This window comes from Aureimonas sp. AU40 (assembly GCF_001463785.1).
Taxonomy (GTDB): Bacteria; Pseudomonadota; Alphaproteobacteria; order Rhizobiales; family Rhizobiaceae; genus Aureimonas.
The window spans coordinates 15,473-39,204 of sequence record NZ_BBWL01000033.1 but is presented as its reverse complement, the minus strand read 5'-3'; the positions used below and the strand labels follow the sequence as shown (position 1 = coordinate 39,204).

23 protein-coding genes are annotated in these 23,732 nt (G+C 67.7%); 17 read left to right on the top strand and 6 right to left on the bottom strand.

Annotated features, from left to right (window positions below; all coding sequences use genetic code 11):
- Positions 1-55 precede the first annotated feature (55 nt).
- Positions 56-1,240 (bottom strand): GGDEF domain-containing protein, encoded by a 1,185-nt coding sequence (locus AUL32_RS11095; RefSeq protein ID WP_062114809.1) that lies wholly within the window; start codon positions 1,238-1,240, stop codon positions 56-58.
- Between the two features lie 250 nt (positions 1,241-1,490).
- On the opposite strand from AUL32_RS11095, the gene AUL32_RS11090 reads away from it, so the two are divergent.
- From AUL32_RS11090 to AUL32_RS11010, 17 genes are all read left to right on the top strand, one after another.
- A complete protein-coding gene (locus AUL32_RS11090; RefSeq protein ID WP_061973033.1) occupies positions 1,491-1,961 on the top strand; it encodes a GNAT family N-acetyltransferase in 471 nt (156 codons plus the stop codon).
- Positions 1,962-2,202: 241 nt separating this feature from the next.
- Positions 2,203-2,592, top strand: a complete 390-nt coding sequence (gene sdhC / locus AUL32_RS11085; protein ID WP_061973032.1) for a succinate dehydrogenase, cytochrome b556 subunit — start codon at positions 2,203-2,205, stop codon at positions 2,590-2,592.
- Positions 2,593-2,604: 12 nt separating this feature from the next.
- A complete protein-coding gene (gene sdhD / locus AUL32_RS11080; RefSeq protein ID WP_061973030.1) occupies positions 2,605-2,982 on the top strand; it encodes a succinate dehydrogenase, hydrophobic membrane anchor protein in 378 nt (125 codons plus the stop codon).
- Positions 2,983-2,987: 5 nt separating this feature from the next.
- A complete protein-coding gene (gene sdhA / locus AUL32_RS11075) occupies positions 2,988-4,826 on the top strand; it encodes a succinate dehydrogenase flavoprotein subunit (RefSeq protein ID WP_061973029.1) in 1,839 nt (612 codons plus the stop codon).
- A gap of 139 nt (positions 4,827-4,965) precedes the next feature.
- Positions 4,966-6,132 carry an App1 family protein gene (locus tag AUL32_RS11070; RefSeq protein ID WP_062114805.1) on the top strand — a complete coding sequence of 389 codons (1,167 nt, stop codon included), beginning with the start codon at positions 4,966-4,968 and terminating at the stop codon, positions 6,130-6,132.
- Between the two features lie 157 nt (positions 6,133-6,289).
- Complete coding sequence (locus tag AUL32_RS11065) at positions 6,290-7,069, top strand: succinate dehydrogenase iron-sulfur subunit (protein ID WP_061973024.1); 780 nt, start codon at positions 6,290-6,292, stop codon at positions 7,067-7,069.
- A 111-nt stretch (positions 7,070-7,180) separates the two neighbouring features.
- On the top strand, positions 7,181-7,804 hold the full coding sequence (msrA, locus tag AUL32_RS11060) for a peptide-methionine (S)-S-oxide reductase MsrA (RefSeq protein WP_156421431.1): 624 nt from the start codon (positions 7,181-7,183) through the stop codon (positions 7,802-7,804).
- A 145-nt stretch (positions 7,805-7,949) separates the two neighbouring features.
- A complete protein-coding gene (gene dps, locus AUL32_RS11055; RefSeq protein ID WP_061977542.1) occupies positions 7,950-8,453 on the top strand; it encodes a DNA starvation/stationary phase protection protein Dps in 504 nt (167 codons plus the stop codon).
- A gap of 134 nt (positions 8,454-8,587) precedes the next feature.
- Positions 8,588-9,052, top strand: coding sequence for a GFA family protein (locus tag AUL32_RS11050; protein ID WP_062114801.1), 465 nt, complete (start codon positions 8,588-8,590; stop codon positions 9,050-9,052).
- 469 nt (positions 9,053-9,521) lie between these two features.
- Positions 9,522-11,711: a primosomal protein N' gene (locus AUL32_RS11045; RefSeq protein WP_062114798.1), complete on the top strand. Its 2,190-nt coding sequence runs from the start codon at positions 9,522-9,524 to the stop codon at positions 11,709-11,711.
- A 32-nt stretch (positions 11,712-11,743) separates the two neighbouring features.
- Entirely contained in the window at positions 11,744-12,313 is a 570-nt protein-coding gene (locus tag AUL32_RS11040) for a hypothetical protein (protein WP_062114797.1), read from the top strand.
- Between the two features lie 101 nt (positions 12,314-12,414).
- On the top strand, positions 12,415-12,813 hold the full coding sequence (locus AUL32_RS11035; RefSeq protein WP_061973017.1) for an AGROH133_08824 family phage infection protein: 399 nt from the start codon (positions 12,415-12,417) through the stop codon (positions 12,811-12,813).
- A gap of 210 nt (positions 12,814-13,023) precedes the next feature.
- Entirely contained in the window at positions 13,024-13,584 is a 561-nt protein-coding gene (locus tag AUL32_RS11030; RefSeq protein ID WP_061973015.1) for a F0F1 ATP synthase subunit delta, read from the top strand.
- The gene (gene atpA / locus AUL32_RS11025) at positions 13,584-15,113 is read left to right on the top strand and encodes a F0F1 ATP synthase subunit alpha (protein ID WP_061973013.1); all 1,530 of its coding nucleotides are present in this window, start codon (positions 13,584-13,586) and stop codon (positions 15,111-15,113) included. The genes AUL32_RS11030 and atpA overlap by 1 nt, the downstream gene beginning before the upstream one ends.
- 36 nt (positions 15,114-15,149) lie before the next feature.
- The gene (locus tag AUL32_RS11020; RefSeq protein ID WP_062114794.1) at positions 15,150-16,043 is read left to right on the top strand and encodes a F0F1 ATP synthase subunit gamma; all 894 of its coding nucleotides are present in this window, start codon (positions 15,150-15,152) and stop codon (positions 16,041-16,043) included.
- Between the two features lie 109 nt (positions 16,044-16,152).
- A complete protein-coding gene (gene atpD / locus AUL32_RS11015; protein WP_061973010.1) occupies positions 16,153-17,604 on the top strand; it encodes a F0F1 ATP synthase subunit beta in 1,452 nt (483 codons plus the stop codon).
- A 148-nt stretch (positions 17,605-17,752) separates the two neighbouring features.
- Positions 17,753-18,151, top strand: coding sequence for a F0F1 ATP synthase subunit epsilon (locus AUL32_RS11010; protein ID WP_062114791.1), 399 nt, complete (start codon positions 17,753-17,755; stop codon positions 18,149-18,151).
- A 237-nt stretch (positions 18,152-18,388) separates the two neighbouring features.
- On the opposite strand, the gene AUL32_RS11005 is transcribed toward AUL32_RS11010, so the two are convergent.
- The 5 genes from AUL32_RS11005 to AUL32_RS10985 form a co-directional block, all read right to left on the bottom strand.
- Positions 18,389-18,907: a GNAT family N-acetyltransferase gene (locus AUL32_RS11005; protein WP_061973007.1), complete on the bottom strand. Its 519-nt coding sequence runs from the start codon at positions 18,905-18,907 to the stop codon at positions 18,389-18,391.
- On the bottom strand, positions 18,907-19,422 hold the full coding sequence (locus AUL32_RS11000; RefSeq protein ID WP_156421430.1) for an RNA pyrophosphohydrolase: 516 nt from the start codon (positions 19,420-19,422) through the stop codon (positions 18,907-18,909). The genes AUL32_RS11005 and AUL32_RS11000 overlap by 1 nt, the downstream gene beginning before the upstream one ends.
- A gap of 130 nt (positions 19,423-19,552) precedes the next feature.
- Positions 19,553-20,728 (bottom strand): divergent polysaccharide deacetylase family protein, encoded by a 1,176-nt coding sequence (locus AUL32_RS10995; protein WP_062114786.1) that lies wholly within the window; start codon positions 20,726-20,728, stop codon positions 19,553-19,555.
- A 111-nt stretch (positions 20,729-20,839) separates the two neighbouring features.
- Entirely contained in the window at positions 20,840-22,186 is a 1,347-nt protein-coding gene (locus AUL32_RS10990; protein ID WP_061973002.1) for a S41 family peptidase, read from the bottom strand.
- Positions 22,176-23,696 (bottom strand): murein hydrolase activator EnvC family protein, encoded by a 1,521-nt coding sequence (locus AUL32_RS10985; protein ID WP_062114782.1) that lies wholly within the window; start codon positions 23,694-23,696, stop codon positions 22,176-22,178. The genes AUL32_RS10990 and AUL32_RS10985 overlap by 11 nt, the downstream gene beginning before the upstream one ends.
- Positions 23,697-23,732: the final 36 nt, after the last annotated feature.

The following is a 23,732-nucleotide window of genomic DNA, read 5'->3' as shown; positions in this document are numbered from 1 at the left end:
TACAGGAACAGATGGGAGCGGGGCGCAGCCGAGAGGCGGGCGCCCCGTTTTCGCGTCAGCCCATCAGCAGCCGCGCGGCGGGGCGGATCGCCGGGGCGCTGGCGATCGCATCGCCCACCACGCGGTCGCGCCCGTGGGATTTGGCGACATAGAGCAGCGTGTCGGCGCGGCCCGCCGCGTCCCACAGGCGCTCGCCGGCGGCAACGGCCACGACGCCGAAGCTGGCGGTGACGGAAAGCTGCGCGAGATCGAAAGGCCAGCGGACGGCGCGCAGCGCGCTCTGCAAGCGGAGGGCAAGGGTCTGCGCCTCGGAGAGGTCGCAGGCGCGCAGGAACACCGCGAACTCCTCGCCGCCGAAGCGGCAGACGCAGCCGCGATTCCCCACCATGCGCTCCAGCAGGGCGGCAAAGCCGCAGATCACGGCGTCTCCCGCCTCGTGCCCGTGCCGGTCGTTGATCTGCTTGAAGAAGTCGAGATCGGCCAAAACCAGGGCGTCGGGGGCCGAGCCATGCGCAGCGCGGCGCAGCTCGGCGACGCGCCGCTCGAAGCCGCGCCGGTTGAGAACGAGCGTCAGCGCGTCCACGTCGGAGGAGAGGCGGTGATGCTCGATCAGGTCCATGCCGATCGCCACCAGAACGCTGAAGGCCATGAGGACGCCGGTCACCGCGCCGCTCAGCTGGAACACGAAGGCCCAGGGCGAGTCGCGCCAGTTCGTCACCGTCATCGGCTGGTCGAGCGGCGAGGACAGGAAGGCGAGGTTCTGCAGGCTGAGGCTCGCGGCGACGAGAACGCAGAGCCAGAACAGCGCCCGGTCGATCCAGCGCTTCGAGAGGCCCGCCATGGTGCCCGCCGCCAGCAGCATCAGAACAGCGCAGCCGGCCTGGATGGAGAAGATCTCGAACTGCGCGCTGCCCGACAGGAACAGCGCCAGAAAGGCGCAGAAAAGGCTCGCCGCGATCGTCCCCGCCAGAAGGGCGTAGCGCGGCCGGCGACCGGCGCGCGAGGCCAGCGCGAGATTGGCCCCCGTCAGGGCGAAGAGAAACAAGGAGTCCTCGAAGAGCGGCTTGACGATCGCGCCTTCCCCGGCGGGGATGACGGTCATTCCGTAGGCGAGCGCCGCGAGCGAGAAGCAGCCGCTCCAGGCATAGAGGCCCGGTCCGAACCGCCCGAGGGCTGCGAACGCGATTCCGAACAGCAGAAAGGTGGCGGGAACCGCCCAGGCCAGAATATCCGCCTGCATGAAACCTCCCCCCTCGGATCGGGAGCCAGAGTCGCAGCGCACGGCCTATCGCCGGCAGAGAATCGGGCGTCGTCCCGGCAATCTGCGGCACGGATGGTTGTCGACGCGTTAACGAATTGGAGTCCGCTGGGCGCCGGAGGCGATTCTTCAAGGGGCGGTTTCATGGGTGGGCTTGGGCTACAGATGGTTTGCGGCCGGGGCGCGGGATAAGCGCCTTGACCCGCCTGGCGATCCGCCGCACACCAGGGACATGAGCGCCAGCGAGCCCCTTCCCGATGTCGAGATCGGCCTTCTCAGGCTGAAGGACGCGCGCGATCTCGCGCCCCTGCTCTCGGCCTACAACCAGGCCATGTTTCGCGGGGCGCCCGGCGCGCCCGACACGTTCTATGCCGAGCAGCTCCTGCAGGATCGCACGGGCGAGATTCTGGGCGCGCGGGTGGACGGGGCGCTGGTCGGCTTTCTCGTGTTCTACGACCTGCCCGATCCCTGGACCGGGATGCGCGCCGGCATGGCCGACCATGTGTTCGTGGACCAGCGCCACCGACGCAAGGGCATCGCCAAGGCGATGGTGGACGTTCTGGCCGAGGAGGCGGACGGGCGCGGCTGGTCGCGCCTCGTCCTCCATGCGCCGCGCCATGGCGGCTCGGGCCGCCATCTCTACGAGAAGGTCGCCGAGCCGGCCGACTGGTCGAGCTACGTCATCCGCTTCCTCGACCGATAGGGCATCCGGCCGCAAGCGCCCCACGCCCCCACGCTCTGCGCCCCCGCGTCGCAGGCCGGCCGAGGCGGCGTCATATAATCGGTTTGGATCGCGCCCGGTGCCGAAACCTTGGCCTTGCGGCTTGATTTCGCACGGCGAAGGGGCTTTTAGAAATTCTCCAGACGCTGGGGACGGCGAGCCGCCGCCCGCGGCCGAACCGATTCGCGACCGCAACCCTTCGCGACTGCTTCAGGAGTCGTTCTTGTCCAAGATCCAATCCAACCGACCCTTGTCGCCGCACCTTTCGGTGTATCGCTTCCGTCCGACCATGGCGATGTCGATCCTCCATCGCATCACCGGCGGCGCCCTGTATTTCGGCACGGCGCTCGTGGTCTGGTGGCTCCTGGCGGCGGCGAGCGGCGAGGCGGCCTTCGGCCATGCCTCGGCCTTCTTCGGCTCGATCTTCGGCCGGCTGATCCTGTTTGGCTACAGCTGGGCCCTCCTGCACCACGCCGCCGGCGGCATCCGCCACCTGATCTGGGACACCGGAACCGGCCTCGGCCGCGAGGAATCCACCCGCTTCGCCATCGCCACGCTCATCGCCTCCCTGGTCGGGACGGTTTTGTTGTGGCTCGTCGTCGCCATCTTCTGAAGGAGAAGCGCCATGGACATGAGAACGCCCCTCAAGCGCGTGCGCGGTTCCGGCGCGGCCGGCGAAGGCACGGGCCATTTCTGGCTGCAGCGCGTCACCGCGATCGCCAACCTCTTCCTGATCGCCTTCTTCATCGTGCTTCTGATCTCGCTGCATGACGAGAGCTACGAGACAGTGCGCGCGGCGCTGGCCAATCCGATCGTCGGCCTCGTCATGGCGCTCTGCGTCGTCGTGCCCTGCATCCATATGCGCCTGGGCATGCAAACGATCATCGAGGACTATTTCCACGGCGCGCTGAAGCTGCCGCTGGTGATCCTCAACACGTTCTTCGCGTTTCTCGTCGGCGCGGCCGCCGTGTTCGCGATCCTCAAGATGAGCCTGGGAGCTTAATCGCCATGGCGACCGCACAGCCGCACCGCACCGCCGCCCCGGGCCAGAACGGCAAGGCCTACGAGTTCATCGACCACGTGTTCGACGTCGTGGTGGTGGGCGCCGGCGGCGCCGGCCTCCGCGCCACGCTCGGCGCCGCGCAGGCGGGCCTGAAAACCGCCTGCATCACCAAGGTCTTCCCGACCCGCTCGCACACGGTGGCGGCCCAGGGCGGCGTCGCCGCCTCGCTCGGAAACATGGGCGAGGACAATTGGCGCTGGCACATGTACGACACCGTCAAGGGGTCGGACTGGCTGGGCGACCAGGACGCGATCGAATATCTCGTGCGCAACGCGCCCGCCGCCGTCTACGAGCTCGAGCATTTCGGCGTGCCCTTCTCGCGCACGCAGGACGGCAAGATCTACCAGCGGCCCTTCGGCGGCATGACCACCGACTTCGGCAACGGCCCGCCGGCGCAGCGCACCTGCGCCGCCGCCGATCGCACCGGCCACGCCATCCTGCACACGCTCTATGGCCAGTCGCTGCGCTATTCCTCGGAATTCTTCATCGAGTATTTCGCGATCGACCTGATCATGGACGAGGAAGGCGCCTGCCGTGGCGTCGTCGCCCTCAACATGGACGACGGCTCGATCCACCGCTTCACCGCCAAGAAGACGATTCTCGCGACCGGCGGCTACGGCCGCGCCTATTTCTCCGCCACCTCGGCCCACACCTGCACGGGCGACGGCAACGCCATGGTGCTGCGCGCCGGCCTGCCGCTGCAGGACATGGAGTTCGTGCAGTTCCACCCGACCGGCATCTACGGCGCGGGCTGCCTCATCACCGAGGGCGCGCGCGGCGAGGGCGGCTATCTCACGAACTCGGAAGGCGAGCGCTTCATGGAGCGCTACGCCCCGTCGGCCAAGGATCTCGCCTCGCGCGACGTCGTGTCCCGCTCCATGACCATGGAGATCCGGGAAGGGCGGGGCGTGGGCAAGAACAAGGACCACATCTTCCTGCATCTCGACCATCTCGACCCGAAGATCCTGCACGAGCGCCTGCCGGGCATTTCGGAATCGGCGCGCATCTTCGCCGGCGTCGACGTGACCAAGGAGCCGATCCCGGTCCTTCCGACGGTCCACTACAACATGGGCGGCATCCCGACGAACTATCACGGCGAGGTGCTGACCAAGAAGGACGGCGATCCCGACGCCGTGGTGCCGGGCCTGATGGCGGTGGGCGAGGCGGCCTGCGTGTCGGTCCACGGCGCCAATCGTCTCGGCTCCAACTCGCTGATCGATCTCGTCGTGTTCGGCCGCGCCGCGGCGCTGCGCTGCGTCGACACGGTGACGCCGGGTGAGAGCCAGGCGCCGCTGCCCAAGGGCGCCGGCGAGAACTCGCTCGCCCGCCTCGACCGCTTCCGCTACGCGAACGGCTCGACCTCGACGGCGGACCTGCGCGGCGCCATGCAGCGCACGATGCAGTCGAACTGCGCCGTGTTCCGCACCGGCGAAGTGCTGGAAGAAGGGCACCAGAAGATCCACGACGTCTGGCGCTCGTCGGACGACGTTCGCGTCACCGACCGCTCGCTGATCTGGAACACGGACCTGATCGAGACCCTGGAATACGACAACCTGATCTCCCAGGCCGTCGTCACCATGGACTCCGCGCTGGCCCGCCAGGAATCGCGCGGCGCCCATGCGCGCGAGGACTTCCCCGATCGCGACGACAAGACGTGGATGAAGCACACGCTCTCGTTCTGCGATACGGACAACAAGACCATCCGCCTGGACGACCGCCCGGTACACACCTACACCATGTCGAACCAGATCGAGTACATCGCGCCCAAGAAGCGCGTTTACTGATCGAGCCACGGCAAATGCCATCGGTTCGCTCCGAGGAGAGAACCGATGGCGTCGACGGGGCACGATAGACGCCGGCCGGTCGCCTGATCCGGCACGGGGCGGTCTTTCCCGCCCCTCGTGCCTTTGCTATCTCGTCCTTATGAGAACCCCTGCGCTGCGCGCGATCGGTGAGAGCATTCTGCGGCGCGGCCGGACCTTTCGCTTCGCCGTGAAGCAGCGGCTGCGGCTGACCGACCGGCCGACGCTGGTGGTCTATCCCGGGCGCCTTGCCGACGGGCGGCTCTCGCTCCTGGGCCGCGTTCTGGAGGACGAAGGCGTGTTCGGTGCGCCGCATTCCAACTCCACGCTCTGGAACCTCTATCTCACCTTCAAGCGCTACGAGACCGACGAGATCGGCGGCGCGCGCCTCCACTGGGAGGGGCTGGGCAGCGCGGGCGAGGTGGTCAGCAATCGCGACGGCTATTTCCGCATCCAGGCCGAGGGGCTGACCATGCCGGAGGGCGACAAGCCCTGGGCGACGCTGCGCGTCACGCTGCAAAAAGCGCGGGGCTACGATTTCGAGCCGCTCTCGGTCGAGGCGCGGGCGCGCGTCGTGTCAAACCATGCGCGCTTCGGCATCATCTCGGACATCGACGACACGATCATCCACACCGGCGCCTTCAAGATGCTGCGCCATTGGCGCATCGTGACGGCCAATTCGCCCGAGGCGAGGCTGCCCTTTCCCGGCGTGTCGCGTTTCTACCGCGCGCTGACGGAGGGTGCGGCGGGGCCGGACACGAATCCCGTCTTCTACGTCTCCTCCAGTCCCTGGAATCTTGCCGACATCTTCGAACGCTTCATGGTGCTGCGGAGCATTCCGGTCGGCCCCATGCTCCTGCGCTCGCTTTCCTCCGACGCGCTCGGCTGGCTCCTGCGCCGCCACCACGGGCACAAGGACGGGATGATCGATGCCGTGTTGGCGGCCTATCCCGAACTGCCCTTCGTGCTGATCGGCGATAGCGGGCAGAAGGACGCGGCCGTCTACGCCAAGGCCGTGGAGCGCCATCCTGGCCGGGTTCTGGCCGTGCATATCCACGACGTCTTGCCCGAGGGCTCGCCGATGGAGGCGGTGAAGGAGGCGCTGGCGCGCATTGAGGCGGCGGGCGTGCCGACCACGATGGGCCGCACGCTGGCCGACGCCGCGCGCCAGGCCGAGGGCGCCGGGCTCGTGGCCGGCGGAACCGAGCAGGCCGTGCTGGCCGAGATCGCGGCCGAGGAGGGCAAGCCGAGCCGCTTCGGGCGCTTTCCCGCCATCGTCCAGCCCTGAGCCGTCGCGCGCGCGAAGGGCTGGAAAAGAATTCGAAAGCTCCCGTCTCCTACAATCGTTTAAAGCGGCGCCCGCGCGCTTTGGCCGTGTTGCACCGCCGCGCTATTCGTGTTTAGCCCCATTCTAAAGAACTGACGTCGCATCGGAACATCGTCCCATGGTGGAACTCAGCCTTCCCAAGAACTCGGTCGTCGGCAAGGGCAAGACCTGGCCGAAGCCGGCTGGCGCCAAAACCGTGCGCGAGTTCGGCATCTATCGCTGGTCTCCGGACGACGGGCAGAACCCGCGCGTCGACACGTTCTATGTCGATACCGACGATTGCGGGCCGATGGTGCTCGACGCGCTGCTCTGGATCAAGAACAACGTCGATTCGACCCTGACGCTGCGCCGCTCCTGCCGCGAGGGCATCTGCGGCTCCTGCGCCATGAACATCGACGGCTCCAACACGCTGGCCTGCACCAAGGGCATGGACGAAGTGTCGGGCGCGGTGAAGGTCTATCCGCTGCCGCACATGCCGGTGGTCAAGGACCTCGTGCCCGATCTCACCGTGCCCTACGCGCAGCTTCGCTCCATCGAGCCCTGGCTGAAGACCGAGACGCCCGAGCCCGAGAAGGAATGGCGCCAGAGCCATGACGACCGCGAGAAGCTCGACGGCCTCTACGAGTGCATCCTCTGCTTCTGCTGCCAGACCTCTTGCCCCAGCTACTGGTGGAACGGCGACCGCTATCTCGGCCCCGCCGTGCTGCTCCAGGCCTATCGCTGGCTGATCGATTCGCGCGACGAGGCGACCGGCGACCGCTTGGACCAGCTGGAAGACCCCTTCCGCCTTTATCGCTGCCACACGATCATGAACTGCACGCAGGCCTGCCCCAAGGGCCTGAACCCGGCCAAGGCGATCGCCGAGATCAAGAAAATGATGGTCGAGCGTCGCGTCTGATCTCTGTTGCGCGATTCTTTGTCGCGCGAGATCATTCTTTCGTCGCCGCCCTGCATCCGCCGTCTTGCCCGTGCCGTATCTCCGGTACACGAGACGGCGGAGCTTTTTGCCATGATGCGTTCCAAATTCCTTCGGCCGGGCGTCGTCGCGCTCGGCCTTCTGGCGTCGCTCGCCCCGGCGGCGGCGCAGGCCGAGGAGGCGATCTTCGCCGGCGGCTGCTTCTGGTCCATGGAGACCGATCTCGACCGCGTCGACGGCGTCACCTCGACCACGTCCGGCTATATCGGCGGCACGCTGAAGAACCCGACCTATCAGGATGTCGTCACCGAGCGCACCGGCCATTACGAGGCGGTGAAGGTGACGTTCGATCCCGCCAAGATCTCCTACGACAAGCTTCTCTCGGCCTATTGGCATTCGATCGACCCGACCGACGCGGGCGGCCAGTTCTGCGATCGCGGCCCGTCCTATCGCACGGCGATCTTCCCGCTGAACGATTCGCAGCGGCAGGCGGCCGAGGCGTCCGCCAAACAGGTCTCCGTCGATCTGAAGCAGACGGTCGCGACACAGGTCCTGCCGACCGCGACCTTCTATGCCGCCGAGGACTATCACCAGGACTTCGCCAAGAAGAATCCCGCCCACTACAACGCCTATCGGATGGGCTGCGGGCGGGACCGGGCGGTGCGCGCGGTCTGGGGCGATAAGGCGCAGATGGGGCTGAAGCCGGCCCATAGCTGACGGCGGGGGCGGGGCGCGCTGTCGCACCGCGAAAATCTCCGTGCAAGGCCGGGAACCAAAGCGGGCCTTCACGCTTCTTCCCGCAACGACGCCGGCGCGGCGTATCGCGCGCCGGCCCTTGCACGGACTTTCGCAGGAGCATTCGATGGCCAAGGCGGGCACCACCCCGATCCATCCCACCAAGAACTCGATGAACGAGAACCTTCGGGCCTCGATGATCGAGCTTTTGCAAAAGCATCTCGCCTCGTCGATCGACTTGTCCTACTCGGCCAAGCAGGCGCATTGGAACGTCAAGGGTTCCAACTTCATCGGCGTCCATCTCCTGTTCGACCGGCTGCACGAAGAGGCCGAAGGCTATGTCGACACGATCGCCGAGCGCCTGACGGCACTGGGCGGCCAAGCGCGCGGCACGGTGCAGGCCTCCTCCGAATCGACGTTGCTCGACCCTTATCCGCTCGATCTCGTGGACTCGATGGACCACCTGAAGCGGCTCGCCGACAATTACGCCAAGTGGGGCGGCGCCCTGCGCGAGGCGGTGAAGGAAGCCGACGACGCGGGCGACGACCTGACCGCCGATCTCTTCACCGAAGTCGGCCGCGCGATCGACAAGTCGCTCTACTTCCTGGAAAGCCACTTCCAGCGCGCCTGAGATCGCGGGCGGCTTCCGCAAGGAGCCCTCACGATTTCGGCAAGGGCCGACAGCGGGACGAACGCTGTCGGCCTTTTTGCGTTGTGAGTTTAAGGTGCGGCGTGCACCTTGCGCGCGGACAGGAGGCTCGGCCCATGCGACATCCCCAACTTCCCAGCGAGGGCGGCTGCCGCTGCGGCGCGGTGCGGCTTCGCATCACCGCCGCGCCCATCGCCACCATGGCCTGCCACTGCAAGGGCTGCCAACGCATGACCTCCAGCGCCTATTCGCTGAGCGCCATGGTGCCGGCCGATGGGTTCGAAGTGGTTCAGGGCGAGCCCGTCCGAGGCGGGCTCAAGCAGGGCGGCATCCACCATTTCCTCTGCCCGGACTGCGGAACCTGGCTGTTCACCCGCTGGGACGGCATGGACGATCTCGTCAACCTGCGCCCGACCCTTATGGACGACACGACCTGGTACGCGCCCTTCATGGAAACCTATAACAGCGAGAAGCTCGTCTTCGCCGAGACCGGAGCCAGAATGAGCTTCGACACGTTTCCCGACGAGAGTGAGTTTCCCCACATTCTCCAGGCCTATGCGGCGGCCATCGCCAGCGCCTGATCGGCCCTTAGGGCCGTGAGACGGCGGAGCATTCGACGCGAAAGCGATAGGGGTGGCGAGCCGCGTCCCTCGGGCCGGGCTTGCCCCGCCCGGCCGGAATCGCCATCTGAAGGTCTGCCGCTGGCGGAGCGCTTGCATCGCGCCAACGCCCCTGCCATGCCGCGTTTGAGGCTGTTATGGACCATGGACAGGCCTTGTGTCGGATCAGCGAAGATCAGGCCGCGAGGAGGAGAGATCGGTCAAGACTGGCCGTCTTGACCGATCTTTCTGACGCTGCGGATGGGTTCGCCGATCCGACCCTTCGGGCCGACCGCCCCAAGCCGCCGGGGGGCGTCGCCGGCCTTGCCCATAGCCCCGCTATGGGCTGCACCCGGCTCCTACCCGGCGACTTGGGTCGGACGGCACAAGGCCTGTCCATGGTCCATAACAGCCTCTAACCTCCCGCGTCCCCGCAGCCGAGCGATCCGCCTTGTCCCTTCTCGGAGACCTGTTTTCGCCCCGCACCGTGCCGGTGCTCGTGCCCATGCCGGCCGAGCGGCCCTATAGTTACGTGGTGCCTGAGGGAATGGAGGTCGAGCCGGGCTCGATCGTGCAGGTGCCGCTCGGGCCCCGCCAGGTCGCGGGCGTCGTGTGGGACGGGCAGACGGACGCGGTGGACCCCAAGAAGCTGAAGGCGATCACCCATGCCTTCGACTGCCCTCCCTTGTCGGAGGCGATGCGCCGCTTCGTGGACTGGGTGGCCGACTACACGCTCTCGCCGCCCGGCCTCGTCGCGCGCATGGTCCTGCGGGTGCCGGTGGCCTTCGATCCCGAGCCGCTGGTGGACGGTCTGCGGCTGACCGAGGCGCGGCCCGAGCGCCTGACGCCGGCCCGCCAACGCCTGCTCGAGACAGCGGGCGCGGGCGGCGAATGGACCCGGCCGGGGCTTCTCCACGCCAGCGGCGTCTCGGCCTCGGTGCTGGACGGACTGGTGAAGGCGGGCAGTTTCGAGACCGTCAAGCTGCCGCCCCATCCCATCGTCTTTCCGCCCGACACGGCGTTTGGCCGCGCCGAACTCAGCCCCGACCAGCGCGAGGCGGCGGACCGGCTCTGCGAGGCGGTGGAGGAGGGGAGCTTTTCCGTCTCGCTCCTGGAAGGCGTCACCGGCTCGGGCAAGACGGAGGTCTATTTCGAGGCGGTGGCCAAGGCGCTGGAAACGGGCCGGCAGGTTCTGATTCTCTTGCCCGAGATTGCGCTGACGCAGAGCTTCATCGACCGGTTCCACCAGCGCTTCGGCACCGAGCCGGCGCAGTGGCATTCGGACGTGGCGCCGCGCAATCGCGAGCGCGTCTGGCGCCAACTGGCGGAAGGGCGGGTGCGGGTCGTGGCAGGCGCCCGCTCGGCGCTGTTCCTGCCGTTCCAGGACCTCGGGCTGGTGGTCGTCGACGAGGAGCACGACCCCGCCTACAAGCAGGAGGACCGCACCTTCTACCACGCGCGGGACATGGCCGTGGTGCGCGGGCAGATCGGGGCTTGCCCGGTGATTCTGGCCTCCGCCACGCCCTCGCTGGAAACGCGGGTCAACGCGCGCTCGGGGCGCTACCGCCATGTGCCGCTCACCGGCCGCTTCCAGGCCGCTGCCCTCCCAAGCCTGCAGCTCGTGGACCTGCGCCGCCACCCTCCGGCGCGCGGCCGCTTCGTCTCGCCAGTGCTTCTCACCGCGATCGAGGAGACGATCGCGCGCGGCGAGCAGGCGCTCCTGTTTCTCAACCGGCGCGGCTATGCGCCGCTGACCCTCTGCCGCGCCTGCGGCCATCGCTTCCAGTGCCGGCAGTGCTCCTCCTGGCTGGTGGACCATCGGCTGCGCGGCGTGCTCCAATGCCACCATTGTGGTCATTCCGAACGCCGGCCCGAGGCCTGCCCCGCCTGCGGCACGCTGGACCATCTCGTCGCCTGCGGGCCCGGGGTGGAGCGCGTCGCCGAGGAAATGCTCCAGAGTTTCCCCGAAGCGCGCACGATTCTCCTATCCTCGGACCTGCCGGGCGGCGCGCGGCGGCTGCGGCGCGAGCTCGACGCGGTGGCCGAGGGCGAGGCCGACATCGTCATCGGCACGCAGCTCGTCGCAAAGGGGCACCATTTCCCGCTGATGACACTGGTCGGCGCCGTGGATGCCGATCTCGGCCTCGCCAATGGCGATCCGCGCGCCGCTGAGCGCACCTTCCAGCTTCTGCATCAGGTGACCGGCCGTGCCGGGCGCTCGGGTCTGCCGAGCCGGGGGCTGATCCAGACCTTCGCGCCCGAGCATGCCGTGATGCAGGCGATCGCCGCGGGCGACCCCGAGCGCTTCTACGAGCGCGAAACGGCCGAGCGCGAGCGGGCCGGCCTGCCGCCCTTCGGCCGGCTGGCGGCGCTGATCGTCTCGGCCGATTCGCGGCGCGAGGCGGAGGAATACGGCCGCCTCCTCAGGCTCGCCGCGCCGCAGGACGGCGATCTCGAAGTGCTCGGCCCCGCCGAGGCGCCGCTCGGGCTCGTGCGCGGGCGCCACCGCTTCCGGCTCTTGATCCAGGGCGGGCGGCGGGCGCCGCTGCAAAGCTTCGTGCGGGCCATGATGGCGAACGCCCCGCGTCCGCGCGGCTCGGTGCAGGTTCAGATCGACATCGACCCGCAAAGCTTCCTATGAGGGGCCGAACGTAGAGAGGGGAGGGGACAGGCATGAGGAAGACCGGATGCCACGAGGCGCGCCGGCTGCGAGCCGGCCCCGCCTTGGTGATCGCGCTTCTGGCGGGGCTCGCAAGCGCGCCGCTGGCCGATGCGCAAGAGGCCGCGCCCCCTGTCCCCACCGCCGATCCTACCGCGCCGCCCGAGACGATGCCTCCAACCGGCTCGGACATCATCGCCTGGTATCCCGCGCCCTCGCGCTGCGCCTATTTCACGCCGGAGGACGCTGCGCGCTTCCAGCCGGACCGGCCCGAGACCTGGCGCTTCCGCTTCCTGATTCTGGCCGCAACGCCCAAGCCCGGCGAATCGACAGCCCAAGCCGAGCGCGGATACGTCATGAAGGACGGGCTCCTGCGCGAGCTAGAAACGGTGCGCAGCGGCCCCGACGCGGACGGGGCGAGCGTCACGGTCTGGCGCTCGGTCGGCGAGCCACGCCTCAACATCACCACGACCCTCAAGGTCGACGGCGAGGAGCGCGGGGCGCCGCGCCAGCGCGGCACGCTGGCCACGATCCGGGGCGACGGCCGCGAGGTGAGCGAGATCAACGGCACCTGCGCGCCATGAGCCGGCTTGACCTTCGCGCCGTCCTCGCGTCCATCACCCCGAGTTGTTTCCCTCCGGCGGGTTGACCGTCGATCCGTTCACCTTTTCGCGAGCGCCCGCCCATGTCCCTCGTCCTGCCCGACAACCTGCCCGACCTCCTGCCCTTTCTGGCCGCCTGCATTTCGGTGGTCTACGGCCTCTTCGCCATGTTCGCCCCGCGCCTGTTCCTGCGCGCCCACGGGCTCGACACGATGGAGGCGCGGCGCACGGGGCTGGCCGAAATCCGGGGCACGATCGCGGGCTTTCCCCTGGGGCTCGGGGTCGCGCTTCTGACGCTCGGCTCCTATCAGACGCTGATTCAGCTCTCGATCGGCGCGGCCTGGCTCTTCGTCGCCTTCGGACGGCTCGTCTCCATCCTGTCGGACCAGGGCGCCTCGATTCTCAACTGGACCCTGTTTCTGTTCAACCTCGCGCTTGCCGCCCTGTGTCTCGCCCCGGCCTTCGGCCTCGTCTCGGCGTGAGCCCGCGCGCGGCGTAAAGCCGTTTGCGCCTTCGATAAAATGGGCGTCGAAGCTCCATTGTCGTCCCCGGATCGCTGTGTTAGACGGGCTTCATTCCGGCGCGGCGGGTTGTTTGTTCCCATCCGTCGCCATTTTTTTGACCCGTTTCAGGTGTCGCGCTCGGCTCCCCCCGCGAGGCGCCTCGAACCAGACGTGAAGAGACGCTCGTCCGTGGCAACATCATCCTCTCCGGTTTCCGGAGTCGCAGAACGCTACGCCCAGTCCCTCTTCGAACTCGCGCGTGACGAGGGTTCGCTCGAGACGGTGGAACGGGAACTGGTGCAGTTCCAGTCCCTGATCGAAGAGAATGCCGACTTCCGCCGTCTGGTCGAAAGCCCCGCTTTCAGCTCCGACGTCCAGCTTCAGGCGATCGACGCGATCGTCGCCGCCACGGGGCCGACGCCGCTCGTCGGCAACTTTCTCAAGGTCGTGGCCGGCAATCGCCGCCTCTTCGCCCTGCCCGCCATCGTCCGGGGTTTCCGGGAGATGGCCGCCGCCCATCGCGGCGAGGTCGAGGCGGAGGTCGTGAGCGCCCATCCCCTGACCGACGAGCAGCGCCGCGAGCTGGCGGACGCGCTCGGCAACTACACCCACAAGTCGGTGACGATGCGCGAGAGCGTCGATCCCTCGCTTCTCGGCGGCCTCGTGGTCCGCATCGGTTCGCGACAGGTCGACACCTCGCTTCGCACCAAACTCTCATCCCTTAAGCTTGCGCTGAAAGAGGTCGGCTGATGGACATCCGGGCCGCGGAAATTTCCGCAATCCTCAAGAACCAGATCAAGAACTTCGGCAGCGAGGCGGAAGTCTCCGAGGTCGGTACGGTTCTGTCCGTCGGTGACGGTATCGCCCGTGTCTACGGTCTCGACCAGTGCCAGGCCGGCGAGATGGTCGAGTTCCCCGGCGGCGTGCGCGGCATGGCGCTGAATCTCGAAACCGACAATGTCGGCGTCGTGATCTTCGGCTCCGACCGCGACATCAAGGAAGGCGACACGGTTCGCCGCACCGGCGCAATCGTGGACGTTCCGGTCGGCAAGGGCCTGCTCGGCCGCGTGGTCGATGGTCTCGGCAACCCGATCGACGGCAAGGGCCCCATCGAGGGCGCCGAGCGCCGCCGTGTCGACGTCAAGGCGCCGGGCATCATTCCGCGCAAGTCGGTGCATGAGCCGATGTCGACCGGCCTCAAGGCCATCGACGCGCTGATCCCGATCGGTCGCGGCCAGCGCGAGCTGGTGATCGGCGATCGCCAGACCGGCAAGACCGCCATTCTGCTCGACACGTTCCTCAATCAGAAGCCGGCGCACGACGCGGGCAACGAGAAGGAGCGCCTCTACTGCATCTACGTCGCGATCGGCCAGAAGCGCTCGACCGTGGCGCAGTTCGTCCGCACGCTCGAAGAGCGCGGCGCCATGCAGTATTCGATCGTCGTCGCCGCGACGGCGTCCGACCCTGCCCCGTTGCAGTACATCGCGCCCTTCGCCGGCTGCGCCATGGGCGAGTATTTCCGCGACAACGGCATGCATGCCGTGATCGCCTATGACGATCTGTCCAAGCAGGCCGTCTCCTACCGCCAGATGTCGCTCCTGCTGCGCCGCCCGCCGGGCCGCGAAGCCTATCCCGGCGACGTGTTCTACCTGCACTCGCGCCTCCTGGAGCGCGCGGCCAAGCTCAACGACGACATGGGCGCCGGCTCGCTGACCGCTCTTCCGGTCATCGAGACGCAGGCCAACGATGTGTCGGCCTATATCCCGACCAACGTGATCTCGATCACCGACGGCCAGATCTTCCTCGAGACCAACCTGTTCTACCAGGGCATCCGCCCGGCGGTGAACGTCGGCCTTTCGGTCTCGCGCGTCGGCTCCGCCGCGCAGATCAAGGCGATGAAGCAGGTTGCTGGCTCGATCAAGGGCGAGCTCGCCCAGTATCGCGAGATGGCCGCATTCGCGCAGTTCGGCTCGGATCTCGATGCGGCGACGCAGCGGCTCCTGAATCGCGGCGCGCGCCTCACCGAGCTCCTGAAGCAGCCGCAGTTCTCGCCGCTGAAGACGGAAGAGCAGGTCGCGGTGATCTTCGCCGGCACGCAGGGCTACCTCGACAAGCTCAAGGTGACCGACGTCAGCCGCTTCGAGGAAGGCCTCCTGTCGCTTCTGCGCACGGAGCACAAGGCGATCCTCGACGCGATCGCCACCGAGAAGCAACTGTCGGACGACACGCGCACCAAGCTCAAGGGCGCGCTCGACCAGTTCGCGAAGTCCTTCGCCTAAGATCGGCCAGCGCCGGATAGGAGACGCACCAGACCCATGGCTTCGCTCAAGGATCTGAGAAACCGCATCGCCTCGGTGAAGGCGACGCAGAAGATCACCAAGGCCATGCAGATGGTCGCGGCGGCCAAGCTTCGTCGCGCCCAGGATGCGGCCGAGGCGGCGCGTCCCTATTCCGAGCGCATCGCGTCGGTGATGCGCAACATCGCCGGGGCGATGGAGGGCGGCGAAGCCACCTCGCCGCTCATGGCCGGGACGGGCAAGGACGACACGCATCTGCTCGTCGTCTTCACGAGCGATCGCGGCCTGTGCGGCGGCTTCAACGCGCAGATCGTGCGTCTGGTGCGTGACCATGTCCGCCGCCTGGAGGGGGCGGGCAAGACGGTGAAGATCATCTCCGTCGGCAAGAAGGGCACGGACATCATGCGCCGCGACTTCGGCTCGAAGATCGTCGCGCGTCTCGACCATAGCGGCCACCGCACGGCGAACTTCGCCGCCGCCGAGACCGTCGCCGACATGGTGATGGACATGTTCTCGAAGGGCGAGTTCGACGTCGCGACCATCTTCTTCTCGGCTTTCGAGAACGTGATCACGCAGCGCCCGACCGCCCAGCGCATCATCCCCGCCGATGTCGGCGTGGCGGAAGGCGAGGCTCCGGCCCCGGCGACCCAAGCCGGCGCGCTCTACGAGTACGAGCCGGAGCCCGAGGCGATCCTGGCCGACCTCATCCCGCGCAACATCAAGGTGCAGGTGTTCCGGGCGCTGCTCGAAAACGCCGCGTCCGAGCAGGGCGCGCGCATGAGCGCCATGGACAACGCCACGCGCAATGCCGGCGACATGATCAACAAGCTGTCGATCTCCTACAACCGCCAGCGCCAGGCGCAGATCACGACGGAACTGATCGAGATCATCGCGGGCGCCGAAGCGCTCTGATGGATTGCGGTCGGTGCCGTGAAGGGCGCCGGCCGGTTTTACCAGACGACGGACGCGGGAGGCGGAAACGCCGGGACGCGCCGACACCCACATTCGAGAGGAGGCCGTGATGGCTGACACATTGGATCGGACCGTCATGACGGGCCGCGTCGCGCAGGTCATCGGCGCCGTCGTCGACGTCGAATTCGACGGCAAGCTGCCGGAAATCCTGAACGCGCTGGAAACCCAGAACAACGGCAACCGCCTCGTTCTGGAAGTGGCGCAGCATCTGGGCGAGAATACCGTCCGCACCATCGCCATGGACCTGACCGAGGGTCTGGTGCGTGGCCAGCCGGTGCGCGACACCGGCGGCCCGATCGAAGTGCCCGTCGGCGACGGCACGCTCGGCCGCATCATGAACGTCATCGGCGAGCCGATCGACGAGGTCGGCCCGATCGAGTACACGCAGAAGCGCGGCATCCACCAGCCGGCGCCTCCCTATGTCGAGCAGAACCCCGAGTCGCAGATCCTCGTCACCGGCATCAAGGTCATCGACCTGCTCGCGCCCTATGCGCGCGGCGGCAAGATCGGCCTGTTCGGCGGCGCCGGCGTCGGCAAAACGGTTCTGATCCAGGAACTGATCAACAACGTCGCGAAGGCGCACGGCGGCTATTCCGTCTTCGCCGGCGTCGGCGAGCGCACCCGCGAGGGCAACGATCTCTATCACGAGATGATCGAGTCCGGCGTGAACAAAGACCCGCACGAGAACGGCGGCTCCACCGCCGGCTCCAAGGCGGCCCTGGTCTACGGCCAGATGAACGAGCCCCCCGGCGCCCGCGCTCGCGTCGCGCTGACCGGCCTCACGATCGCGGAAAACTTCCGCGACCAGGGTCAGGACGTGCTCTTCTTCGTCGACAACATCTTCCGCTTCACGCAGGCGGGTTCGGAAGTGTCGGCGCTTCTCGGCCGTATTCCTTCGGCCGTGGGCTATCAGCCGACGCTGGCGACCGACATGGGCGCCATGCAGGAGCGCATCACCACGACCACCAAGGGCTCGATCACGTCCGTGCAGGCCATCTACGTGCCCGCAGACGACTTGACCGACCCGGCGCCCGCGACCTCCTTCGCGCACTTGGACGCGACGACGGTTCTCAACCGCGCGATCTCGGAAAAGGGCATCTACCCCGCGGTGGACCCGCTCGACTCCACGTCACGCATGCTCTCGCCCATGATCATCGGCGAAGAGCATTACGGCACGGCCCGCAAGGTCCAGCAGATCCTGCAGAAGTACAAGTCGCTGCAGGACATCATCGCCATTCTGGGCATGGACGAGCTGTCCGAAGAGGACAAGCTGACGGTGGCGCGCGCCCGCAAGATCGAACGCTTCCTCTCGCAGCCCTTCTTCGTGGCCGAGGTCTTCACCGGCTCGCCGGGCCAGCTCGTGCCGCTCGAGGACACGATCCGCTCGTTCAAGGGCCTCGTCGAGGGCGAGTACGACCATCTGCCGGAAGCGGCCTTCTACATGGTCGGTTCGATCGACCAGGCCATCGAGAAGGCCCAGAAGCTCGCCGCGCAGGCGTAAGGGCTGGCGTGCCGGCTTCGGTCGGCGCACCCATGCGGCATTAGATGGCGGGTTCAGCTCGCCATCGTCCCTCAGACATCAGGCGGCACGGCATCTGGCTGCGCCGCCCGGCCGCTCCCCCGACGGGAGCGCGGAAGGCAGGACCATCGTGGCTAGCGGCTTCAAGTTCGAACTGGTGTCTCCCGAGCGTCTGCTCCTCTCGGAGCAGGTCACGTCCGTGTTGGCGCCCGGCACCGAAGGTTACTTCACCGTCATGGCCGGCCACGCGCCGCTCATGGCGACGCTGAAGCCGGGCATGGTCGAGGCCGCGCTCGTCTCCGGCGGCACCAAGCGCATCTATGTGCAGGGCGGCTTCGCCGACATCAACGCGGAAAGCTTCACGCTTCTCGCCGAGCATGCGACCCCGGCGGAAGAGCTGAAGGCCGAGGAGATCGATCAGCAGATCGGCGAACTGGAAACCACGCTCGCCAGCGCATCCGACGACGAGGTGCGGGCGCGCACGGAGCAGCGTCTGGCCGATCTGCGCAACGCACGCGTTTCCCTCTAAGCCAGCATCATATCTCGATTTCGAAAAGCCCGGCCGCGAGGTCGGGCTTTTTCGTTTGGGGCAATAGCCAGCAGGTCGCTCGTCAATAGGAGCCGCGATGTCGATGAACAAAGCTTCTGATTGCCGGAGCGGATACGCAGACTGTGGTGCGTAGGCGGATCGCCATCGCCATCTCCAACAGACGCCCGCCAAGTGGCCAAGGAAGGGGTGCCCAGCGCCTCCGACCTCGTTGACGTCTCAGATGACATCCTCGCCGCCGAAGGCGCTGGGATAGCGCAGAATGCCGCTCCAACCTTCCAACGCGCCTGGCACGAGTTCCAGCGCCTGAAAATTTGGCCCGGCCCAGGGCACGGTGGCGCCGCGCGCGAGACGCGCGTCGAAGCCGAGCCGGCCGTAGAAGGCGGGGTCCCCCAGCACGAAGACCGAGCGCCAGCCCTCATTCGTGGCGCGCTGCAGCCCATAGCGGATGAGATGGCTGCCGATGCCTTCGCCCTGATGGTCGGGCACGGTGGCGACGGGCGCCAGCGCCAGCGCCCGGTCTGCGCCGCGAAGGGCCGAGAAGAGGGCATGGGCGACGAGATAGTCGCCCTTAGCCGCCACGACGGAGATGATCTCGTGCCCGTCCTGGATGATCGCCTGGGGTAGGCGCGCTTCCTCGTCGCCGCCAAAGGCGCTGGCGTGGATCGTCTCGATCGCCGCCAACTCGCCTTCGCGCATGTCGCGGTAGACGATCGGCCCTTCCGTGGAGAACGCCATCAGCCCTGGCCCTCCAGATGACGGAACGCCGCGATGACGCGCTCATACACCTCGCGCTTGAACGGCACGACGAGATCGAGCGCCTCGTCCATCGTCTTCCAGGCCCATTCGTCGAACTCGGCGCTGTGGCCGCCCGGCGGCGGATCGATCGCGATCTCGCTGTCTTCCCCGAGGAAGCGGAAGGCGAACCACATCTGCTTCTGACCCCGGAACTTGCCCTTGAGGGCGATGCCGACGAGCTCGGGCGGCAGTTCATAGGTCAGCCAGTCCGGCGTCTGCGCCAGAAGCTCCACCGAGCGGATGCCGGTTTCCTCGTAAAGCTCGCGCTCGGCGGCCAGACGCGGGTTCTCGTCCTGGTCGATACCGCCCTGCGGCATCTGCCAAAGTTTGGCCGCGCCGTCCATTTCGCCTTGGGGCTCGGGGATGCGGCGACCCAGGAAGATTTTGTTGTCGCGGTTCAGGACCATGACCCCGACACAGGGACGGTAGGGAAGGCTTGCAGGATCGTTGGTCAAGACAGCTCCTCTCGAATCACGAGCGTGACGCAACTTATCGCACCGCAGTAACAAGCGGGAGATTTTCGTCAAAAGGAAGCGATGAGAGCCGCCAGCAAACTGCCGCAGGGTTTTCCTGCGACGGCGAGGCTCAGCTCCTGGCTTCCGGATCAGAGGCCAAGGCGGAGACGGGCACGATCTCGACGCCGCGCGCCGAGGCTTCCGCCGCCCATTGGGCGATCGACAGGACTGAGCCTTCGAAGGCGCTGGCGACGCCGATCGCGGTGCCCTTGGCGCGCGCGATGCGCTCCAGCGTGTCGAGCTGGCGCCGGATCGCTTCCGGGCTGCGATCGTCGTCCAGCACGAGATCGGACGCGGCGAAGGGCGTGCCGCCGGCCACCGCCACGTCGCGGCTGGCCGAGCGCGGCGAGGTGCCGTCGTCGAGATAGAGAAGGCCGCGCCGGGAGAGTTCAGCGAGGAAGGGTTCGAGCGCTGCCGGGTCCGCGTTGAACCGCGCGCCCATGAAGTTCATAACGCCGACATAGTTGGTCAGGCGCCCCATGGCCCAATGAAGCTGGTCGAACTGGCCGTTCGCCGCGTCGGCCACGGTCTGCGTGTGCTCGCCCGGCGAGACCTGCGGATAGCCGAAGGGCTCCATCGGCGCTTGCAGGAGAAGCTCGTGGCCGTTGCGGCGCGCGGCCTGCATCCACCGATCGAGGCTGTTGCCCGCCGCCGCGAAGGCAAGCGTCACGCCGGGCGGCAGGATCTGAACGGCCTTCTGCGTTCCCGTCTGGCTGATCCCGAGGCCGCCCACGACGATGGCGACGCGCGTTCCGCCGGTCTGCGCCGGGGTGCCGGAATAGACGTCGAGCGGGCGCCGTCCGTCTCCCGCGCGCACGGGCAGGGGGCCGAACGCGCTGTTCTCGAGAAGCGCCTCCTCGGGCAGATGGGCGAAGGAGGCGGGCTGGCGCAGCGAGCCCGGCTCCAGCACGCGCACAGAACCGGTTTCCAGCCCGTCGAGATCGTTGGTCTGCCGGATAAATCCGTCGCCATTGGCGATGGTCACGCCGCCGCCCGCGCTGGGGCGCACGATGGACGGGCCGGCAGGTTTGGGCGCTTCCTTGGCCTCGGGCAGCGCGGCTACGGTGACGGGTGCGGCGGGAGGCGGCTGGAAGTCGGGCTGAAACAGGAAGGTCGCCGCAGAACCGGCCAGAACGGTGGCGCCGAAGGCCGCCATGCGCAGACGCGGCCAAAGCCGGCCATTCGCCGCCGCCCGATTGCCCGCCGTCAGTTCCAGACCCAATGGCCGATACAGCTCTTCCCGCATGCACCACCTGTAGAGCGGGAGGCTGGATCGGAGCTTTCAGCGAGCCGGGAGTGCGGCACGAAAAAAGGCCCCGGCGGGTGCCGGGGCCTTGTCTTGCGGTGCAGCGGTCGTTCAGTTGGCGACGGCGGCGGAGTCCTGCTTGGGCGGGAAGGCCGCATTGGTCTTCTCGCCGCGCAGGAGTTCCAGCGCGTACTGCATCTGAAGGTCGTCCTTGGCCTCGGGCGGAACGTAGTCGAGCGAGCCGGAGCCCTCCTCGCCTTCCTCGGCGCCCTGGATATGGCCGCGCAGCGAGGATTCGCCGAGCTTCAGATCCTCGTCGGCGCCAAGGCCCATCTGCGCCTTGATTTCCTCGGGCAGCGGCTGGTCCACGACGATGTCGGGGCGGATGCCGCGTCCCTGGATGGAGGAGCCCGACGGCGTGTAGTAGAGCGCCGTGGTGAGGCGCAGCGCGCCGTTGGCGCCCAGCGGAATGATGGTCTGCACCGAACCCTTGCCGAAGGAGCGCGTGCCGACGACCGTGGCGCGGCGCTGGTCCTGCAGAGCGCCAGCGACGATTTCCGAGGCCGAGGCCGAACCGCCGTTGACCAGAACCACCAGCGGCTTGCCGTCGATGTCGTCGCCCGGCCGCGCGTTGTAGCGGCGGGTTTCCTCAGCGTTGCGGCCACGCGTCGAGACGATCTCGCCGCTCTGGAGGAACGCGTCGGAGACGCTGACGGCTTCGTCCAGCAGACCGCCCGGATTCCGGCGCAGGTCGAGCACGTAGCCCTTCAGCTTGTCGCCCGGGATCTTGGCCTTGATGTCCTTGATCGCGTCCTCGAGCCCGGTCGTGGTCTGCTCGTTGAAGCGCAGGAGCTTGATGTAGCCGACATCGTTCTCGACCGTGTGGCGCACGGAGGGAACCTTGATCTCGGCGCGCTCCACCGACAGGCGGACGGGCTGCGCCGCGCCTTCGCGCACGATGGTCAGCTCGACCTTGGTGCCGATCTCGCCCTTCATCTTCTCGACGGCCTGGGCGAGGTTGAGGCCGCGCACCTGCTCGCCGTTGATCTCGGCGATCAGATCGCCCGCCAGCACGCCCGCCTTGTCGGCCGGGGTGCCCTCGAAGGGCGAGATCACCTTGACCAGCTCGTTCTCCATCGTGACCTCGATGCCGAGGCCGCCGAACTCGCCGCGCGTTTCCGTGCGCATGTCCGCCGCTTCCTTGGCGTTCATGTAGCTGGAATGCGGGTCGAGCGAGGTGAGCATGCCGTTGATGGCCGTCTCGATCAGCTTTTGATCGTCGGGCACGTCGACATATTGCGCGCGCACGCGCTCGAACACGTCGCCGAAAATGGCCAGCTGGCGATAGGTGTCCGAACCCGCCGCATTGGCGACGCCGCTGTGCGGGCCGACGAAGGCGGTCATGGCGGTGGCACCCAGAAGCGCTCCCGCGAAGAGAATGGAGAGCTTACGTATCATTCCTCGTCCTTCCAGATGATCCATCCGTCCACCAGGGGGTCGGATCGACCGGTTTCCCGTCCTTGCGAAATTCCACGTAGAGCGAGGGTTCGGCACTCGACATGTCCGTCTTCGCGGCGCTCGCCACCCGCATCGCGCCCATGGTAGCCAGCGGCTCGCCCGCAAGCACGGTCTGCCCGACGCTGACGTCGATACGGCCCATGCCGGCCAATACGATATGATAGCCGTCGCCGGCGTCGAGGATCAAGAGCTGCCCGTAGGAGCGGAAGGGGGCCGAATACAGAACCGTCGCGTCCGAGGGCGAGGTCACGACATCGCCGACCCGCGATGCGAACGTCTCGCCGGAGGCCTGACGGCCGGTTCCGTTGTCCTGCCCGAACCGACCCGTTTCCCGGCCCGCGACGGGCCGAACGAGGCTCCCTTTCAATGTCGAAAATGCGGCGGAGGGCGCAAGCCGCGTCATTTCGCGCTTGAGCGCGGCGATGTCGTAGCTTTTGCCGGAAGCCGCTGGCGGCGTTGCGGTTTCGCCGCCCGCCGGTGCCTCCTTGGAGGCTTGGCTCGCGGCCGCTTCCGCGGCGCGCCGGGCGAGCTCCGCTGCGAGGCGCTCGCGCTCCTCGATCTCGCGGGCGCGCGCCGCTTCGCCTTCCAGCGAGGCGATCAGATCCTGCAGCGTGGTGGCCTTGGCGCCGAGTTCGGCCGCGCGGCGGGTTTCCTCGCCGATGCGCCCGCGCCCCTCGGCTTCCAGCTTCTGCTTCTCCTCGAACAGGCGCGACAGGCGCGCTTCCTCTTCCTGCGTCCGGGCGAGCGCATCGGCAAAGCGCGTCTTCTCGTCCGAAAGCTGCTGGCGCACCGCGACCAGCCTTTCCAGGTCGCCGCGCAGCTTGTCGGTCTCGGCGCGGATCTCCGGCACCACGGCGCCGAGCAGAATGGCGCTGCGAACCGAGCCGAGTGCGTCATCGGGTCGCACCAAGAGCGCGGGCGGCGGCTTGCGTCCCATGCGCTGCAGGGCGCCCAGCACCTCTGCCAGAACACCGCGCCGCTCGCGCAGCGAGACCTTGAGCCGGCCTTCCTCTTCCCCGAGCTGGCCGATCCTGTCCTCGCTCTTCGACACCTCGCCCGACAGGCGCTTCTGCTCGGCGGCGGCCTCGATCATCGCGGTGCGGATGCGCTGTCGGTCGGCCTGGAGGGCGGCGACCTCGCGGTCGATCCGCGCGGCGGTTTCCTTGGAAAGGGTGATCTCGTCGCCGAGCCGGCGTAAGTCCGCCTCCGTGCGGGCGCGCTCGGCCGCCAGCGCCTCGGCGCGGGAGCGATGCGGGCCGATATCCTGCGACGCGGAGATTTCGCCGTCCGGGCCGCGCGATAGGAGAATGGAGCCGACCGGAGCAGGGTCGAGATCGCCCCCCTCGCGCGCGAAAGCCGGCTGAAACGCGGCCAGACCCGTGGAAGCGCAGAGCATAGCGGACAGGAAAACGCGAAGCGCGGGCGCCGCGTCGCGCCGCGTCCGTTTCATCGCTGGTCTTTGCCTCTCGCCCTGCAAACGCTGTCC